The 19,066-nt window shown below is 29.4% G+C and carries 11 protein-coding genes and 3 pseudogenes; 7 read left to right on the forward strand and 7 right to left on the reverse strand.

Features of this window, described 5'->3' with window-relative positions; genetic code table 4:
• Positions 1–34: 34 nt before the first annotated feature.
• Positions 35–3,391 (reverse strand): hypothetical protein, encoded by a 3,357-nt coding sequence (locus MAGB_RS02970; RefSeq protein WP_004024324.1) that lies wholly within the window; start codon positions 3,389–3,391, stop codon positions 35–37.
• Between the two features lie 384 nt (positions 3,392–3,775).
• Between MAGB_RS02970 and dnaK the strand changes: the two genes are divergently transcribed.
• Positions 3,776–5,572, forward strand: coding sequence for a molecular chaperone DnaK (gene dnaK / locus MAGB_RS02975; RefSeq protein ID WP_004024325.1), 1,797 nt, complete (start codon positions 3,776–3,778; stop codon positions 5,570–5,572).
• Positions 5,573–5,653: 81 nt separating this feature from the next.
• Here the strand turns inward: dnaK and trmFO are convergent, their stop codons facing one another.
• Positions 5,654–6,937, reverse strand: coding sequence for a methylenetetrahydrofolate--tRNA-(uracil(54)-C(5))-methyltransferase (FADH(2)-oxidizing) TrmFO (gene trmFO, locus MAGB_RS02980; RefSeq protein WP_004024326.1), 1,284 nt, complete (start codon positions 6,935–6,937; stop codon positions 5,654–5,656).
• A gap of 173 nt (positions 6,938–7,110) precedes the next feature.
• On the opposite strand from trmFO, the gene MAGB_RS02985 reads away from it, so the two are divergent.
• A complete protein-coding gene (locus MAGB_RS02985; protein ID WP_036433314.1) occupies positions 7,111–7,497 on the forward strand; it encodes a TIGR04554 family membrane protein in 387 nt (128 codons plus the stop codon).
• A 153-nt stretch (positions 7,498–7,650) separates the two neighbouring features.
• Here the strand turns inward: MAGB_RS02985 and MAGB_RS02990 are convergent, their stop codons facing one another.
• The 3 genes from MAGB_RS02990 to tig all read right to left on the reverse strand — a co-directional run bounded on the left by MAGB_RS02990 (position 7,651) and on the right by tig (position 11,588).
• Positions 7,651–8,640, reverse strand: a complete 990-nt coding sequence (locus tag MAGB_RS02990) for a 2-hydroxyacid dehydrogenase (protein WP_004024328.1) — start codon at positions 8,638–8,640, stop codon at positions 7,651–7,653.
• 388 nt (positions 8,641–9,028) lie between these two features.
• Positions 9,029–9,835, reverse strand: a complete 807-nt coding sequence (locus MAGB_RS02995) for an alpha/beta fold hydrolase (RefSeq protein ID WP_004024329.1) — start codon at positions 9,833–9,835, stop codon at positions 9,029–9,031.
• Positions 9,836–10,073: 238 nt separating this feature from the next.
• Positions 10,074–11,588, reverse strand: a complete 1,515-nt coding sequence (gene tig, locus MAGB_RS03000; RefSeq protein ID WP_004024330.1) for a trigger factor — start codon at positions 11,586–11,588, stop codon at positions 10,074–10,076.
• Between the two features lie 673 nt (positions 11,589–12,261).
• Here tig and MAGB_RS04285 point away from each other — a divergent pair.
• The 3 genes and pseudogenes from MAGB_RS04285 to MAGB_RS03015 all read left to right on the forward strand — a co-directional run.
• Complete coding sequence (locus tag MAGB_RS04285) at positions 12,262–12,516, forward strand: hypothetical protein (RefSeq protein ID WP_036433317.1); 255 nt, start codon at positions 12,262–12,264, stop codon at positions 12,514–12,516.
• Positions 12,492–13,034: a hypothetical protein gene (locus MAGB_RS03010; protein ID WP_036433320.1), complete on the forward strand. Its 543-nt coding sequence runs from the start codon at positions 12,492–12,494 to the stop codon at positions 13,032–13,034. The genes MAGB_RS04285 and MAGB_RS03010 overlap by 25 nt, the downstream gene beginning before the upstream one ends.
• Positions 13,035–13,362: 328 nt before the next feature.
• A pseudogene (locus tag MAGB_RS03015) lies at positions 13,363–15,084 on the forward strand (BMP family ABC transporter substrate-binding protein); the annotation flags it as partial.
• A 302-nt stretch (positions 15,085–15,386) separates the two neighbouring features.
• Here the strand turns inward: MAGB_RS03015 and MAGB_RS04660 are convergent.
• A pseudogene (locus tag MAGB_RS04660) lies at positions 15,387–16,795 on the reverse strand (Mbov_0186 family lipoprotein).
• Between the two features lie 50 nt (positions 16,796–16,845).
• Positions 16,846–17,104: pseudogene (locus tag MAGB_RS04665) on the reverse strand (S8 family serine peptidase); the annotation flags it as partial.
• 279 nt (positions 17,105–17,383) lie between these two features.
• On the opposite strand from MAGB_RS04665, the gene MAGB_RS03030 reads away from it, so the two are divergent.
• Positions 17,384–18,106 (forward strand): ABC transporter ATP-binding protein, encoded by a 723-nt coding sequence (locus MAGB_RS03030; RefSeq protein ID WP_004024331.1) that lies wholly within the window; start codon positions 17,384–17,386, stop codon positions 18,104–18,106.
• Positions 18,099–18,851, forward strand: coding sequence for an ABC transporter permease (locus tag MAGB_RS03035; RefSeq protein ID WP_004024332.1), 753 nt, complete (start codon positions 18,099–18,101; stop codon positions 18,849–18,851). The genes MAGB_RS03030 and MAGB_RS03035 overlap by 8 nt, the downstream gene beginning before the upstream one ends.
• Positions 18,852–19,066: the final 215 nt, after the last annotated feature.

Raw genomic sequence — 19,066 nt, forward strand, 5'->3', positions numbered from 1 at the left:
AAGGCAAAATTCATATGGCTTTTGCTTTTTTCAATTAATTAAAGCCTCTTATTGATCCGTTAAATGTAATAGTGCCAACCTTAAGTTTAAGTTGGTCATTGTAGCCTAGCTTACTGTTTGGGTCTACGCCTGGTTGCAGAGTTATTATAGATGCGTATTTTTTAATATCTTTATGTGCTAAAAATTTATCTAATGCTTGTTTTGCTGTTACTCCTCTTGGAAGTCCTTCAGCAAAATCTTTGTATCATATTATATTTAGTTCTCCTACTGCAACTAAAGGATCAATTGTTTCGTTAACACCAGGTTGAGCTGGTTTTGGAGCAGCGGGAGCCATTGGTTGAGTTTCGCTGTCTGATTCTTTAGCCTTTGCAGCAATGCCCTCTGTTATAGACTTAGCAATTTTGAGTTCACTTTTTGCCTTCTTTAGTAATTTTGTTAACTCTTCTTTTGTTTTATCTTCATAATAAGAATTCAATTCCTTTTCTATTCTGCTTAAGTCTACTTCTGCTTGCTTCAGAGTCTTTTCAACAGCTGGATAAATGCTGTTAAATTCTTCTTTATTAACCACTGCATCATCGTCATCGCCAGTAACAGTTGATTGAATATCATTTTGTGACTTTTTTATCTTCTCTGAAATTTCTTTTATTTTTGCCTCAAATTGTGTTTTGTTCGTTAAAACAGGTTTTTTAATAAAGTTTGCTTTTCAAGTTTCATCTTTAATTAATTCAAGATCTGCAAGAAAAGCAGCATAATTTTCACCAGCTGACTTAGACAACCTGTCTCAAGTCAATTTATCTTCCTTTTTAGCTTCTTCTATTTTTTTAAGTCTATCTGTATATAAATCATCAAATAACTTTTCAATTGTGTTACTTGTGTCAACATAAACATCAGAAAAGCCCTTAGTGACATTACCAAATGTACCAGAGAATTTAGCGTGCTTATCTGATTTGCCATCTAAAATCTCTATGAGAATTTTCTTGTTTTTTCCAGGATGTTCAGTTTCTTTGTTTTTGTTTGATAGATATACTATTGAAGCATATTTCTTGAAGTCTTTATGATTTTTAATGAAGTTAAGCACCTCACCGTATGTTTGTAATGAGTTAAAACTATCTTTTATTGATGCTCAAAGTGTATGCAAAGCATTTCATGCTGAAACAGCATCAATTGGAGAAGAATCGGCTCCTGAAGGCGGCGTTGGTTGAGTTGCACTGTCTGATGCTTTTGCTTTTGCAGCAATGTCCTCTGTTATAGACTTAGCAATTTTTAACTCATCTTTTGCTTTCTTTAGCAATTTTGCTAATTCTTCTTTTATTTTGTCTTCATATGAATTTAATTCTTTTTGAAGTTCATTTAAGTCAGTTTCAGCTTGCTTAAGAGTCTTTTCAACAGTTGGATAAACTTTATTAAAATCTTCTTTGTTAATAACCGTATCGTCATCACCAGTTACTGTTGATTGAATATCATCTTGAGACTTACTTATTTTTTTAGATATTTCCTTTAATTTCGCCTCAAATTCTGTTTTGTCTTTTAAAACAGGCTTTTCAGGAACAGGCTTTTTAATAAAGTTTTCTTTTCAAGATTCATCATTAATTAATTCAAGATCTGCAAGAAAAGCAGCATAATTTTCATCAGCTGATTTAGATAACTTGTTTCAATTAAATTCATCATTGTGTTTAGGTTTATTTTTTTCAGCTTCTTCAATCTTTTTAAGTCTATCAGCGTATAGATCATCAAATATTTTTTCAATTGTATCGCTTATAGCAATATTTGCATCTGAAAGCTTTTTAGCTACGTTGCCAAATGTACCAGAAAATTTAGTGTGTTTATTAGATTTATCATCTAAAATCTCAATAAGAATTTTTTTATTCTTTGCTGGGTGTTCACTTTCCTTGTTTTTGTTTGATAGATATACTATTGAAGCATATTTCTTGAAGTCTTTATGATTTTTAATGAAGTTAAGCACCTCACCATATGTTTGTAATGAGTTAAAACTATCTTTTATTGATGTTCAAAGTGCACGCAAAGCATTTCATGCTGAACCAGCATCAATTGGAGAAGAATCAGAAGCTGAAGGCGGTGTTGGTTTAACTGTGCTGTCTGATGCTTTTGCTTTTTCAGCAATATCATCTGCTATAGACTTAGCAATTTTTAACTCATCTTTTGCTTTCTTTAACAACATTGTTAATTCTTCTTTTGTCTTATCATTAAATGATTTTAATTTTGCCTCTAGTTCATTCAAGTCTGCTTCGGCTTGCTTAAGTGATTTTTCAACAATTGGATAAACACTATCAAATTCTTTCTTGTTAACAACTGCATCCTCATTATCACCAGTAACAGTTGATTGAATATCATTTTGGGATTTGCTTATTTTTTCAGATATTTCTTTTAATTTTGATTCAAATTGTGCTTTATCTTTGGAAACAGTATCTGTTGACGAAGGCTTTTTAGTAAAGTTTTCTTTTCAAGTTTGATCAGCAATTAATTCTAGTTCAGAAAGATATGCAGCATAATGTTCTTTACCTGATTTAGATAACTTATTTCAATCTAGCTTGTCATTCTTTTTAGCTTCTTCTAAGATCTTGTTGACTTTAGCAAGTTTTTCTTTTCATTTCTTAATTGATTCAGATGGTTGATCTTGTTTGCTAGCTTCTTCTAAGATCTTTTTTACCTTAGCAAGTTGGTCTTTTCACTTTGCTTTTCTATTTTCTTCAATTTTCTTTAGTTTATCAGTAAATAAATCATCAAATAGTCTTTCAGTTGTATCTGATGCTGAAACAAATGCAGCTGTACCTGGCTTACCAGTCGCTGGATTTGTCTCTTCACTTCTTGAACTTTTAACACTAAAAGCAACAACAACTTCACCTGTGTATGTTTTACTTTCATCACTAGCTTTAACTGTAGCTTTATTTTCTTTTTCACTTATTTCAAAGACTAATTCATCTAATTTCAAGCCAGCATTTTTAGCGCTTAGTGCACTTTTTATGCTGTCAGCATCTTTTTTAGGCAATTCACCCAAATCAGTTTTAGTTATAACTTTGCTTAGATCTTGTTTTGTTACAGTAGTTTCACTATTTTCTGTTTTTACTGAAAACGATACTTCAACTGTGCCTTCATAGCTCTTGCTATCAGCCTTAGCCTTAACTGTAGCTTTATTTTCGTTTTCACTTATTTCAAAGACTAATTCGTCTAATTTCAAGCCAGCATTTTTAGCGCTTAGTGCACTTTTTATGCTGTCAGCATCTTTTTTAGGTAATTCACCTAATTCTGTGACTTTAATAAAAGTTTTTAGCTCCTGTTTTTTGAGCTCGTTTCCTTCCTTCTTATCATTTTTATCAAAGCATGTAGCAGCTATAAGAGGTATAGCTGATACAGAAGCTAACCCCCCCCCCAATTAGTATAAATTTAGATTTTTTCATATCATACCTCTAATTATTTAATGAAAAAATTATAAAAAAATCCACATATTGCCAGCTAAAAAATGAAAATAATTCCATATATTATATGTATCACTTTAACTAGCTTGAACACAGAAAAATACAGCTTTCAAAACAAGTTTGAGCTATGTATAACTTTTAAATTTTTGACCACATAAATCCACTGGTTTTAAATAAAAATTAACAAATATTATCAGCAAAATATAACTACTATTTAAAGTAATTTAATTACCAACAAAAAAGCTAAAATTAAAATTTAGCAAAAAAAGAGCTAGAGTGCTAAATTGTGTGCTAAAATAATATTGTTATGAATGTTTTTTATACATTGAAAGGACTTTAATATGGCAAAAGAAGTAATTATTGGTATTGACTTAGGTACTACAAACTCGGTTGTTTCAATCGTTGATAATGGTTCACCAGTTGTTTTAGAAAACTTAAATGGAAAAAGAACAACTCCATCAGTTGTAAGTTTTAAAGATGGCGAAATAATAGTGGGTGATAATGCAAAAAACCAAATTGAAACAAATCCTGACACTGTAGCATCTATTAAAAGATTAATGGGTACAAGCAAAACTGTACATGTTAATAATAAAGATTATAAACCCGAAGAAATTTCAGCAATGATTCTAGAGCATCTTAAAAAGTATGCTGAAGAAAAAATTGGCCACAAAGTTGAAAAAGCAGTTATTACAGTGCCTGCATATTTTGATAATGCACAACGTGAAGCTACCAAAATAGCTGGTAAAATAGCTGGATTAGAAGTTTTGCGTATTATTAATGAACCTACAGCCGCAGCTTTAGCTTTTGGACTTGACAAAGTTAAAAAAGAACAAAAAATTCTTGTTTTTGACCTTGGTGGTGGAACATTTGACGTTTCAATTTTAGAATTAGCTGAAGGAACATTTGAAGTTTTATCAACAGCAGGTGATAACAGACTTGGTGGTGATGACTGAGACCATGAAATTGTTAAATGATTAATTGACTTAATCAAAAAAGACTATAAAACAGACGTTACAAACAATAAGATGGCAATGGCTCGTTTAAAAGCAGCTGCTGAAAAAGCAAAAATTGACTTATCTAGCTCGCAACAAGCAACAATTATGCTTCCATTTTTAGTTATGCAACAATGCTCAGAACCTATTAGTGTTGAAGCAACTTTAAGAAGAAGCCAATTTGAAGAAATGACATCACATTTAGTGGAAAGATGTAGAAAACCTATTGAAACAGCATTAGCTGATGCCAAGATCAAGATCTCTGATTTAGATGATGTTATCTTAGTTGGTGGTTCAACTAGAATTCCTGCAGTACAACAATTAGTTGAATCAATTTTAAATAGAAAAGCCAATCGTTCAGTTAACCCTGATGAAGTTGTGGCTATGGGAGCTGCTATTCAAGGTGCTGTTTTAGCTGGCGAAATTGATGATGTTTTATTAGTTGATGTCACACCTTTAACACTAGGAATTGAAACAGCAGGTGGAATTGCTACACCATTAATTCCAAGAAACACACGTATTCCTATTACTAAGAGTGAAGTGTTTACAACATTTGAAGATAATCAAAGCGAAGTTACTATTAGAATAGTGCAAGGTGAAAGACCACTAGCTAGTGAAAATAAATTGCTTGGACAATTTAACCTTGGCGGTATTCGTGTAGCTCCAAGAGGAGTGCCACAAATTGAAGTAAGCTTTAAAATAGATGCAAACGGTATCACAACTGTTTTAGCTAAAGATAAAGATACTAACAAAGAGCAATCAATTACTATTAAGAACTCATCTAAATTAAGTGATTCTGAAATCGAAGAAATGATAAAGGACGCTGAAAAAAACCGTGAAGCTGATGCTAAGAGAGCCGAAGAAATAAGCACAATTATCCAAGCTGAAAACTTAGTTAATAGCTTAGAAAAAGAAATGAATGAAGGCAATATTGTAATTCCTGAAGACGAAAAAGCGAAAATTTCTGACTACATTAAAGAAGTTAAAGAACTAATTAACAACAAAGATGTTGAGCAACTTAAGAAAAAAATTGATGAGTTAAATGCGGCTTACAATATGGCTAAAAGTGCAGCAGCAAGCTCAAACAAAGGCGAAGGCTCAAACAACAATTCATCATCAAATAATGATGAAGAAACATTTGAATAGATAAAGGGCAAAAATAGCACAGCAGATGTGCTATTTTTTCTAAAATTACTATAAAACAAGGGCATTAGAAAAATTTATTAATTAGGAAATTTGTCTTATAAATTCTTTAATTTCAGTTAAAGCTCTTTCAGAAAGCGTTTTTCTGTTTTCATCATTATAAGCAACTAAATTAATTCCTTCCACAAGCCCTCAATTAGCCTCCATTGGCTGTATGCCACTTTTGTTTGCTTTTAGTACATAATTGCATAAGCTACCGATGATTGTTTTATTACTTGGAACTATTTTTGGCAAATTATTTAAATACCTATCAACATTGATTGCACAAATAATAGCGCTTGCGCTTGCCTCTACATATCCATCAGTGCCAGTAAGTTGACCTGCAAAAAATATGTTTGGTTTAGACTTTAATTGAAAATTATCATCTAAGACATTAGCTGAATTTATATAATCATTTTTATGCATAACCCCATATCTTAAGATAGTAGCATTTGCTAATGCTGGAATAGCTTTTATTATTTCGCTTTGTCATGGAATTTTGATGCTTGTTTGAAAATTTACAATTCTTAGAAAATTTTCATTGTATTCATCTTCTTTTAATAAAACAGTGGCATAAGCGCTTTCATTTTGTACTATTTCGTTAGCTTGCAATAGATTTTTTAGCTCATTTTTACCTCTTTTTGCAACACTTTCAATTGATCTAAAACCATTATCATGCAATAATTTAATTTCATTAGGCAATGGGGAAATAAATATTTCTGCATCAGTAATTAAGTTATACAAATGTTCAAATTCATTTTTGCTTAAACTGCAATAAAATAATTTATCATCTAGAGCGCCTTTTTGCACATAGTTTCAATTTATAGAACTTTTTAATACTATTGGCTCAACTTGATCAAATAAATTAAAGTTAGATTCGCCAACAAGATTTTTAATTTCATTTTCTAAATTAGCACTGCTTAATGGGCCAGTTGCAATAATTGTAGGCACTGAATCATCAATTTTTAGATATTCCTTTTCTATTATTTTAAGATTTTGATGACTTTTTAAATATTTAGTTATATATTCTTGAAATTTATATCTGTCAACTAAGAGTGATTCATTTGCTACTTTTGCATAGTCAGCTGCTTTAATAATAAATGAATCAAGCAAGCGCATTTCTTGCTTTAATAATCCCTTAGCACTAGTTATTAAATTAGAGTGAAAGGAATCAGAATAAGCTAAATTAGCAAACATATCATTTGTTTGAATAGGGTTCTTCTTAATTGATTTTACTTCAAAAAGTTCAACTAAATAATTACGTTTTAGTAGCTGATAACACACTTCAGTTCCAGAAATGCCAGCACCAATAACTCTCACTCTTTTCATTACTGCTCCCATAGTATTAATAATATGCTTATGACATATAAAGGCTTAAAACAGGCTTAAAAGTCAATTAAATATGAAAAAAACTAGCATATTATTCCATTATATATCCTTCTATTCACTGTTTAAATATAATTCATTTGGTAATTTATTTATGAAGGAGATTTATTACGTAAATGAAAGATTTGTTAGGTGCATCAGGTTTAAGTAGCGACATCAATAGTGTTGCTGGCACAACATGAACAGCATTAGGAGCTGTAGGATTAGTTGGAGCATTATTAGCTGTTATCCTACTTTCAGTTGCTGTATTTCTATTCAGAAGCAAATTTGCAGATAAGAAAAACATAATACTACCTGCAATAGGATATGTACTTGCTTTATTAGGTATAATTTTAGCAGCTGTAGCTATTAATAAAAACACAAACCCAGGCGTTGGAACTCTACTTTCAACAAAAGACCCAACAGTCACAATCAAAGGAACAGCAGTTTCAGGACTTGTATTCGGTGTTCTATCATTATTATTGTCAATTGTGACATTTGTTAAATTGAAGAAACAACAATAAAAAACATTTTGAATGATCTTTAGCTTTTAAAGATCATTTTTTTATTTTCATTTTATGAAGAAATTAACCTACATTCCTTATTTATAGTCTAATTAGGGCATAAACAAAAATAAAATTTCCTAGCCTAAGCCAGGAAATTAATTGCATTACAAACTATAGTTTGTTTTTGCAATCACCAGTTTCAACGTATTCTTTTAAGTTATCTAATGATGTTTCAAGCATGCTTGTGGCAGCTTCTTGTGTATATCAGCCAATGTGTGGAGACATAATAACACGAGGATATAAGTCTACTAATTCAGCAATAACTGGGTCTTCAATTTTGTCAAAAGTTTTGAATAAATACGCTTTTTCATTGTTAAACACATCAATAGCAGCACCAGCAAGCTTGCCGCTTTTAACAGCGTCTAAAATTGCCTTTTCATCTTGTATTTGGCCTCTAGAAGTGTTAACCAAAATAGCGCCATCTTTCATTTTGTTTAGCAACTCTGCATTAACTAATTTGTCATTTTGACCTTTAATATATGGCATATGTAAGGTCACAATGTCAGCTTGCTTTAGGCCATCATCAAGCGAAACATATTCAATAACATCTGTTAATGCTTTATTAGGCATAAGGTCGTAGCCCAATACTTTGGCACCAAAGCTCTTAAACATTTTGGCTGATTCATAGCCAATTTTACCTGTACCCATAATAAGTACTGTGCTTGATCTTAGCTCTTTAGCAAAACCAAAGTCATCAACTGTAAAGTCTTTATTGTGTGCTTTGTAGCCAAAGTGAAGTGATCTTCTTGACAATTGATGAGCATATGAGAATGCTAATTCAGCAATAGCTGTAGGTGAATATGATGGTACACGAGCCATTTTAATACCTAATTCATGTCCAGCAGCTAAGTCCATGTGGTCAAATCCTGCTGTTCTAGTAAATACGTAATTAATACCTTTAGATTTAAGCAATTCTAAAATTTCACGATTTACAACATCATTTTCTCTAACAACTACACAGTCCATACCATCTACTAAATGGATACGTTCTTTTGAAATAACTTCTGTAACAGCTGTAAGTTTTAAGTCTTTGTATTTTTCTTTAACTTTTTCAAAAATAGGAAATTCTACTTCTTTAATGCCAAAAAATATAACGTTCATATAACTCCCTGGAGTTAGTTTTATATTAAAAACTAACTAAAAAATAAATAGACAAAGTGATAATTTCTTATCAATGAAATTATATTCTCAATTTATTTGCTGACTAAAGGGCAGAGATTGAAGCACATACATTTTAGTGAATACTCTTAAATGAATAAGATTTACTTATAAGACTGTTTTATAGGCTTTTAATACTAGTTGGCATTATTTGTAGTATGTATGCTTAATTCGCTAACCAGTAATAAATGTGCAAAAAAATATGAAAAAATCAGCATATTCTGCTGACATTTGAATTTAAATCAAAGAATTAGTCTAAAAACACATTTTTAAAGAAAGGCAAAACAATGTTATAGCCACATTTGGCTTATTTGCCTGTTTTATAGTACTTTTAGTTTAATTCATTTAAAAAGTGCTCAATCAAACTATTAAGCACATCACTTTTTTCTTTATATACCATATGTGCAGAATTAGTTATTATTTCAATTCTTGCTTTTGGCATATGTTTATGAAAGTATTGTTTGCTTAATTCACAATCTATCAGCCTATCTTTATCAGCTAATATTATTAATGTTGGAATTTTTACTGATAAGTATGCTTGTTCAATTTCGTTATGAATTTTTAAATCAGTCAATTGATTATCTAGCTCTTTAACTCATTCATTATTGTAATATTTTGGATCAAATTTAGCACTAGCTTTAAAAATCCAATCCTTATCTTTTTGCAATAACTTATATTCATAATAGATTAAGGGAACAAAATTATGTAAATATTCATCAAAATTTGTTGGTAAATATTTCTTTTGCTTTCATACATCTAGTTCTAGTTGGCTTTTATTAATTGGAGTAATTAAAACTAGCTTACTAATTAATTCTGGCCTTGTTTTATAGGCTAATACGGCAGTTGCCGCCCCCATTGATTTACCTATCAATATAACATTTTTGATGTTGTTTTTAATTATAAATTCAATTAACAATCGAGAGTATTCTTTAATAGAAACCTTGTGATCTTCTATTGGTTTAGTTAAGTTAGATCCAGGGAATTGCAACGCATAAAAATTAAACTTACTGTGTTGATTAGCAAATAATTCTAATGCAGTATATTTAGAGTTAAAACCGTGACAAAATATGATATTTTGTTCACTATTATTGTCCTTGAAATAGTATGGATAGTCATAAATAATTTCTGGTTTTGGCATTAATTATATTTTATATTTAACTATAAGGAATGTTTTGATAATCTAATAATTTGCATAAGATATCCAGCATATTTAGTATTTATTTTACTTCCGTTGTTTTGCTTAAAATACTATAAAACAGTTATATATGAAAAGCAGTACAATTCTTGCAGCTTTTTTACATCATACAATTTAGTTTTTGATATTTTGTAACCAAAAAACAAAAACACCTGCAAGTAGCAGATGTCTTTATTTTGTATTATTTTTTGCTTTCATTTTCTTCAGATTTCTCTTCAGCTTTTTTAGATTCTTCAGCTAATTCTTCTTCGTGAATTTTTTTAGCTTCTTCTTCGAATTTTTTGATATCTTCTTCAGCTTGTTTAATTAATTTATTAGCCAATTCTAAAGCAACCTTGTCATTTTGATCTGAAGTTTTCTTGTCTAAGTATGCAAGAATCAATCTTGTGATTGCAACTTCTTTAATAGCTTCAGTGAATTGACCATTTTGTTCTTCGCCTTCAGCTAAAGGATTTTGCTTCATGTATTGAAGAACAAATTGAAGAGGAATAAATTGTTGGCCAAAAGCAATGTTAATTGCTCAAAGATTTTTGTTTTCTTCAGAAATTTCAGCCTTGTCTTTAAATTGTTTCATTAACTCTTCATGAACTAAAAGTCTCTTAGTTACTTCTTTTTCTTCATTTAGAACTAGTTTGTTAAAGTCAGCTTCTGAAGTTTTAATTAAGTCTAAGTAGTCATTGAATTTAATGCCTTGAGTTTTTAAGTTAGCTTTAATTTCTTCTAATCTTTTTTGAGCACCAGTAGCAACTAAAATGTCTGAAATTGCAAATTGGTGTTTTTCAACTAATTCAGCAACTAATGAATCAATTACATTTCTTTGAATTTCAGCATATTTTTTAACTGTTAATATTTCTTTAGCATATGCCCTTGCTTCTTCAATTGTTGAAACATTAGGAAGGTGTAATTCCTTAACATTTTTCTCATCTAATGTGATTTTTTCTAATCTCTTAGCATCTAGAATTTCGCATTCAAAAACTGCTGGTTGACCTTTAAGTGTAGGCACTGCATAGCTTTCTGGGAAAGTAACATTAACTTCGCCCTTTCAGCCTACACTTTTACCGACCAATTGGTCTTCAAAAGTGTCAATAAATGTTTTGCTACCTAATTTTAAATCAAATTGGTCAGCTTCACCACCTTCAAAAGGTTCATTGTTTACAAAACCTTTGTATTTAAGTGTCACAACGTCACCTAATTTTGTTTTATCTTTTTTGCCAAGAGGCATTAATAATGCGTTTTTGCTTAATAATTCATCTAAATATGAATCAATGTCAGCTTCAGTTACTTTAAGCTTGCCGACTTTTGTCTTAATTGATTCATCTAGTTTTATGCCTGATAAGTCAGGAAGCAGTGGAAACTCAATTTTAATAACAGATGATTCTTCTGCTAACACTGGCAATTCTAATAAAACTGCATTTTGCAATGCATTTTCATGTTGTTTCTTAACTTCTTCAAAAATTTCGTCAGCAAAAACATTATATGCTTCATGAATTGAATCACTTGCAACAGTAACTGGTGTTACATATTTATCAACTATGTGTTTAGGAGCTTTACCAGGTCTAAAACCATCTACTTTTAATTTTTTAATTTTATTAGCTTTGGTTTTGTTAAAAATTTTTGTTCATTTTTCGCCTGTAAACTCATATTCAACAACTACAGAACCTTTTTCTTTATTTAGTTCTATTGATTTAGCACTCATATATCTCCCTTATGGTAGTTAAATTTACTAGTTATCTTAAATTAATAAATTAATAAGATGTTATTTTAATATTATTTAATATTAACAATTTTATTATAAAAACATAGATTATTTACAAAAAGTGGCTCAAGAATTAAAAAAAGGAGGTCTCCCTCCCTTTTTTAATTCATAAGACAATTCAAATTAAAAAGCTTCCGCGCACAGAACTTTATATATTATTTATGGGAAAGGAGTTATATACTCTTAAGCAACTGTTCCTGTGGATACAGTACTCATTCACTAATGGAATGCATCAACTTTATTATAGACTAAAAACATATAGCACCAAATATTTTTTTTATTTTTTTAGAATACTTTAGTTAGTAATTAAAAAATAGCAATTTGTTGGTTTTAAAAATGCAAAACATTGAAAATAAGAGTCATTATGCTGTTGTTTAAAAACTATGACAAAAAATTTAAAAATTTTAAGATTTTGTATGTGTGTTATATATCTATATAATCTCAGCATCATTCAGTAAAAACACTACAAGTATTAAAGCTTTAAACAGGTTTATATGCACCTTTAATACTGAATATGAAACTAATTCCCCTATAAATAAGGAATATTGGTAAAAATAAGTACCAATATTTTATTTTGGCATATATTATAGTTATTCAAAAGTAAGGATTATGTATGAAAAATAAAAGAATAATTTTAACATTGAGCAGTGCAATTAGTGTACTAAGCTCATTTTCTGTTTTATCTGTTAAATGCGGTAGTAAAGATGAAATTAATGAAACAAGTAATGATGGAAAATTTAAAATTTTAGTTTCAGAAGACCCTGATGTAAATAAAAATAAAGAGGTTAATAAAGCAAGTGAAAACTCTGTTGACCTATTTTTAGTAAAAAGTATGACCAAATTTTGGAGAAGTTTCAGAATGCGCTAAAACTTCTAAAAGAGTCACATAAAGATAATGAAAAGGTTAATAAGATAGATGAAATAATATCGTCTATCACTATAAAACAGCCACATAAGTTAGAGCAAGCTTTTAAATTACTAACTAGTTTATTTGCTGACGAAATTAAAAAACCTGATAGCTTTGTGCCAACAAAAGTTCAAAAAAGTCTTTATATTCTTAAAGAGTTTGTCAAGAATAAAAGAATATTTATAAAAGTTTACAAAGACAGAAACTATATAGGTGGAAATATTTATAAAGCTATTGAAAAGTATTCAGAAAGCTTTAAAAAATTGTTTATAGCGCTTCACAGCAACAAGCTTTTAGATCTTGTTACTGTTCATCCTAATGACTTTAAAGGTATTAAATCAACTCATGCTTCAGGAACAAATATAAAACTAAAAAATGGAAAACTAACATTAGAGTTTCAAATTGGCTCTCTATTAGAAGAATCAACAGACTTGCCATTAGCTTCAGATGAAATTTTTGAAGTAGCTATTGAGAAATAATATAAATTAGTCAACATATCAATTATTGAATTAGGACTAAAGCTTAAAAAATGCTTGTATCTTAGTGCAAGTTTTTTAATGTATGCAAAATCACAATGATTATTATCCAAAGGAAAAAGTTATTAGTGCTTGCATCTTATGGAAATATTTACAGTCAATAATAAATGAACTTTTCATTCTTGCATAATTCAACCAATAAGTTTATAAATTAGGGGTAAAAGATGAAAAACAAAAAGGTACTTTTTGCTTTGGGGGGGGGTATACATCTATAACACTTCTTCCTTTAATAGCTGCTAAATGTGATAATAAAAGTGGTGATTGAAGGGCAAATCAGCCAAATGACAGAGCAGTAGATCATAAAAATGACAATCAAGAATCGTCCAATTTGATTGCTCCAGTTCTTGAAAAGGAATACTTCAAAATATTAAATCATGTTCATGATGCGGTTCAGATTCTTAAAAAGACACACGGAAATAATCCAAAGACAAGAGAATTAGATGAAATACTGTCATCAATTTATCAGCCTAAAAAATTAGAAAAGACAATAGATGATCTTACATCCTTAGTGATTGAAATTGCTAAAAAGGATTATGGATTTAATAGCCATTTTGGTGAAGATTTTAATAGATGACACACTAACAATGTAAATGATTTAGATTGAAAGGTCAGAGACCAGTTAAATGTTATAACTAACATTTTGGATAAAGTAAAAGACTCTATTGACTATGATAAGCACTTCAAGATATCTTATGACGGTAACACTAAAACTATAACAACACTTGCAAATATTAAGTCTCAAGATAATCTTAAATTAAGATCAGGCTTAAATACTGAAAATGCACCAAAAACAGCATTTATAGCAGGTGGTGGCTCAGTGTATGATGAATCATTTAACCAATCAGCATGGGAAGCAGTTCATAAAATTTCATATGAGCTAGGCCTGGATAAGGCAAAAGCAATTGGAAATAAGGAATTATGAAACAAATCTTTTGAACCTGGATGAGACCAATTAACGGAAGTTTATAAAAATGCCATTGATGTCGGATTTAAGTACATTGTTCTTTATGGATTCATGCACCAAACTCCACTTGTTGATTTAGATGATAATTACATCAAGAAGATTAAAGATAATAACATTGTGTTCATCACTGTTGATTTTGATGTTTTGCAATTAAGCGATGATAAATCTAAAGCATTTACTCAAAAAATAGGCGAAGGACACTTAATTCCAGTTATCTTTGATGTTAAACAAGCTGCTTATATAGCTGGTCGTGCGCTTGCAGATTACTTCTCACAAGTTTATAAAGATCAACCTGAAAAACGTACAATTGGTGCTTTTGGTGGTGTTCCTTATCCAGCAGTTTCTGACTTTATAGCTGGTACTTTTCAAGGTATTATTGACTGAAATAAAGAACACCCAGAAGCTAAAACAAAATCATTAAATGAAACTATTGAGCTAAATACTTTATTTACCTCAGGAGCACCACGAGCCACTACAGCTATTAACTCTGTAGTTAAAGCTACGGCTGCTTACCCTGTTGCTGGTTCACTGTCAACGGACACAGCAAAGGAAATTAAAAAAATGGCTGATAAAGATAAATTCATTATTGGTGTTGATGAAGAACAAAAAAATAAACTAAAAGGTCATAGAATTTTTACATCAGTTATGAAATTAATCGGCCAGGCAGTTTACAACATTTTAGCTGACTTATATACTAAAGGAGAAAGTAATATAACTCTTCAGCCAGGATTTGAAATTGGTAAGAAAAATGGAACTCCTTTACCTTATGGTTACGGCGACAGTGAAACTGAAAAATATGTAGGTGTTGCAACATCAGGTTTATTAGATGATATTAGCGATGAATTAGCGAACAAATCTTTAAAAAATGCAATTGCATATTATGAAAATCATAAATCTGAGATTCAAGAGAGATTAAAAAATCAAGAAGAGACAGTTAAGAAAGAATTAAAAGATCAGTTCAATACAACCCACATTGGCGATAAGTTTCAAAAAGTGATCGACTGATTAGCTGCGGAGACTAGAAAATAAAAATAATAAATAACTTCTAGTTTATGAATTTACAAACTTTACCACATGTAATATACTGTAAGTTATTGTTCTATTGTTTAATATTTTTAATAAGCTAACAAAAATGCATTAAAAATCATAGTTTTCTATGTTTGCTTGATTAAAAATTCAAGTGCTCACAATTAAATTTTATTTCAATTTGTGTTGCACTTGAATTTTCATTTATGGAAAGATTGATGCTCTTTTTAGAAGTATTTTGCAAACACAATTTTATATCTTGCGTCTAAATTTATGTCTTTAATACACTTAGTATGTTTTTTTGTTTAAGAAATAGATTCATTTATAACCGGGAATAATTTTTTTCAATCATCTTTAGGAATCTCATTTACATTTCAGCTATCAGGAGTTATAAGCAGGTTAGTATTGTTTGTATTAGGATCTATTTTCAAAAAGTTAATGTAATCAAGATAAATATTTTTTTCAGAGTCGCTAGTAATTCTATTGCCATAATATCCAGAATCTACACTTTCTTTTCATGAAGAAACTTTGCTGCCGAATCCTTGTGTATTTATTTCCAAAACATTGAATTTATCCGGGGCAATTGTAATATAGTTTCCAATTAATTTTTCTAAGTCTATATATCCAGAAACAATTTGCTCTTTTTGTAAGTTTGTTTTAGAAAATTTAGTTTTCTTTTTAAAATTTAAAAATTCCTTAAAACTCATTAAATCAGGCCTGTATGACAAATCTATCTTTATGTAGTTCATTAAATCGCGAGATTCTGAATGACTATAAGATGCTGTTACAGTAATATCATTAGCAGAATATAACTTATTAAATTTAAATGTCAAGGCATTTATTTTATTTGAGTTTACAAGCAATGTCTCTCTTTTAACACCAAAAATTCCAAATTTTTGATAATTGTTAATTATTGTTTGATTATTAATAGTGGGTAAAAGACTAGCAACACTTTTTATGTGTTCAAAATTACCAACATAGTTATCAACTTTTGAATTTGTTAATTTATGAGAAGCATCCGAATTGGGAACTATTAAATTGTTTATTGAAAAGTTTCTAAAATAACGATTGTAATGTGACTCCAATTTAAGTAAATTTTTATAAATGTCATCAGAAATTTTAAGCGATAAATTCCTTAAATTGCTAAGTTTGATCTTATCTTTATTTTTAAGATCGAAGTTTTTTGAAATTTCATTTAAATATTTCATGCCACTAAAATTAACAAAATTACCAGTTGGTAAATCACTTAAAGTTGTTTTTGGATTATATTACTTAACAATTTTTGAACTTTCGACACTATTAGAATAAAATGAAGAATAGTTTTTAACTGTATAAACCAGATATCCAATATATTCATTTTCAATTTCAGGATATTCTTGATTTGGAGAATAAGAAAAACTATTTATTAACCTAACGAAGTTATAAAAATTTTGAGTTAGCTTTCTGTAAAATATAGGGTCATATTTAAATAGTTCCAGATCAGAACACATCTGAGAAATTGGCTCAGTTGACTTTAATGACTTTTTTATTCGCTTTTCATATAAATTAAAATCAAAAAATTTATTGTATTCCCTTTCAAACAAAGTTTGCTGATATTCCCCACATGATGCTGCCAAAAATGTGGTAGATATAGCAATAGATGAGCCTATAAAAACAGGGCATGCACCCATTATTTGACTTTTTTTAAAACAGATTTGTAAAACTTACTAACCATACATTTTCCTTAATATGTTCTCAAAGTCACTATTTTGTGAATCAGATAATGCTATTGAATTCCTCAAATTTAATAATTCCGACTTTATCATATTTGCTGGATGAGTAGATAGTTCATACTCACTCTATATCTCATACTACTGCTTGCTGCAACACAGAGTATATATCTTAACTAAATGCTTATAGCTATATTGATTGATTGAATCGGATTTAATTTAACTTGATTATTTGTTGCTGGAAGCACAGCAGAAACAGAAAAAACGGGAGCAAAAAATATAGGGGCTAAAATTAATTTATTCAATCTTTTCATAACTAATAAAATTATATTTAATTTTATACATATAGTAAATTATGATAAATAATGAATAAGAAAGTAAAAAAGTATTACATGAAATATGATGTTTCAATAGTTATAAGCCTTTATACATGCTAAACTAAAAAAGATGCGTACTTTGATTACATAAATTATCGAGTTAAATTACTTGTGTGAAAGCAAAATTAAAGCCTACTTTTATTTTCATAAGTTTGTTCTAACAATAGTTGCTAATAGTACTAAAATATATAAATATAGACAAAGGTTGTTAATATTATGAGTTTAATAGAAGTTAAAAATGTAACTAAAAAATATGGCAACAAAGTCGTATTAGGGCCTATAAATTTAAAAATTGAAAAAGGAACTAGTGTTGCCATATTTGGTGCTAACGGCGCCGGAAAATCTACTTTATGTGAAATTATTGCTAATACTAAAAAACAAAGTTCAGGTGAGGTTGAATATGGCTTTGAAAAAAGCCAAATACCCTATAAAATAGGCATAAACTTCCAATCGCAAGTGTATCCAAATTTTATTAATGTCAAAGAGCTAATAAATTTCTATAAAACCTTATACACAGGCATTTTGGACAAAGAATACTTTGAAACAATGATTGATAAGTTTGAGCTAAAAGAGTTGTATAAGCAAAAAGTCAACACACTTTCTGGAGGACAGCGCCAGAGAGTAAATTTATTTGTTTCTTTATTCAATAAGCCAGAGATTTATATAGGTGATGAAATAACAACAGGGCTTGATATTGAGAGTCAATTAGAAATGATTAGTTTACTAAAACAAGAAATCAAAAACAAAGGAATGACTTTAATTTTAGTAAGTCACAATTTAAATGAAATAAAAGAATTGTGTGAAAGAATAATTTTTATTGATAAAGGCTTAATAATTGAAGACACGCAAATTGACAAAATTTTAGAAAATCACAAAACATTGCTAGATTATTATTTAGAAAAAGTATCAAGTAACAAGAAAGAAGGCAACAATGCATAGACAATTTAAAGCAATGTATGCTTTATTATTTAATTATTGAAAAAAGTCATTTCATAATGTATTCTTTGCCTTTGTTTTTCCAGTAATGTTTTTGCTAATTTTAAGTGCAATTCCTACTTTTGAAGTTAATGATTTAATCCCGGGAATTATTGCTTCAGCTTGTCCTGTTGTAGGAATTGTCTCACTTTCAATGTCTTTTAGTGATCTTAAAGAAACAATTATTTACAAAAGAATATCTGTTTTACCCTTAAAACCATGAATTTTTGTAGCTAGCATAATATCGTTTTATACAATATTAATTTGAATAAGTGCACTTTGAGTATTTATATTTTCTTTAACTTTTTGACACTCAAAAATAGCTTTAGGCAACATTAATTTTGGTTATATTATTCTAGGAATGATTTTTCTTTCAGTAATATGCTCTTCATTAGGGGTTATAGTTGCCATAATTGCTAGAGATTATAAAATGGCTAATGCGCTTTCAATGCTATTTTATTTGCCACCTGCATGAGTATCTGGTATGTATTTACCTATTAGTGTTATTACAAAGTCTTCTGCTTTAAAAATAATTGCAATGTGCTTGCCTTTTAGCTACTCAGTTGCCACAATAAATTATGGTTGGAATAACTCATTGCCTTTATTATTTGATTCGCCTATTTGAGTATTTATTTTAATTTCACTAGCAGTATCAGTCATTTTTGTTGCACTTGCAATAGTAGCATTTAAATTTAGAAAAAGAGTGTAAATGTGCCTTATTTATAGTGCTTAAGGTAAATGTTAATAATTATTTATAGCCTATTAATATTAAAAAAATGGATGAGCATTTTAAACTTTATCCATTTTTTTAATACTTTTGGGAATACCAAAACCACTTTTAGCTAGTATACCATTAAATAAAAAGCTGATTTAATTTCTTAAGCACAGCAAAGTATATCAAGGTATGTTATCAAAAGTCCTGTT

This window comes from Mycoplasmopsis agalactiae 14628 (genome assembly GCF_000266865.1).
Taxonomy (GTDB): Bacteria; Bacillota_I; Bacilli_A; order Mycoplasmatales; family Metamycoplasmataceae; genus Mycoplasmopsis; species Mycoplasmopsis agalactiae_A.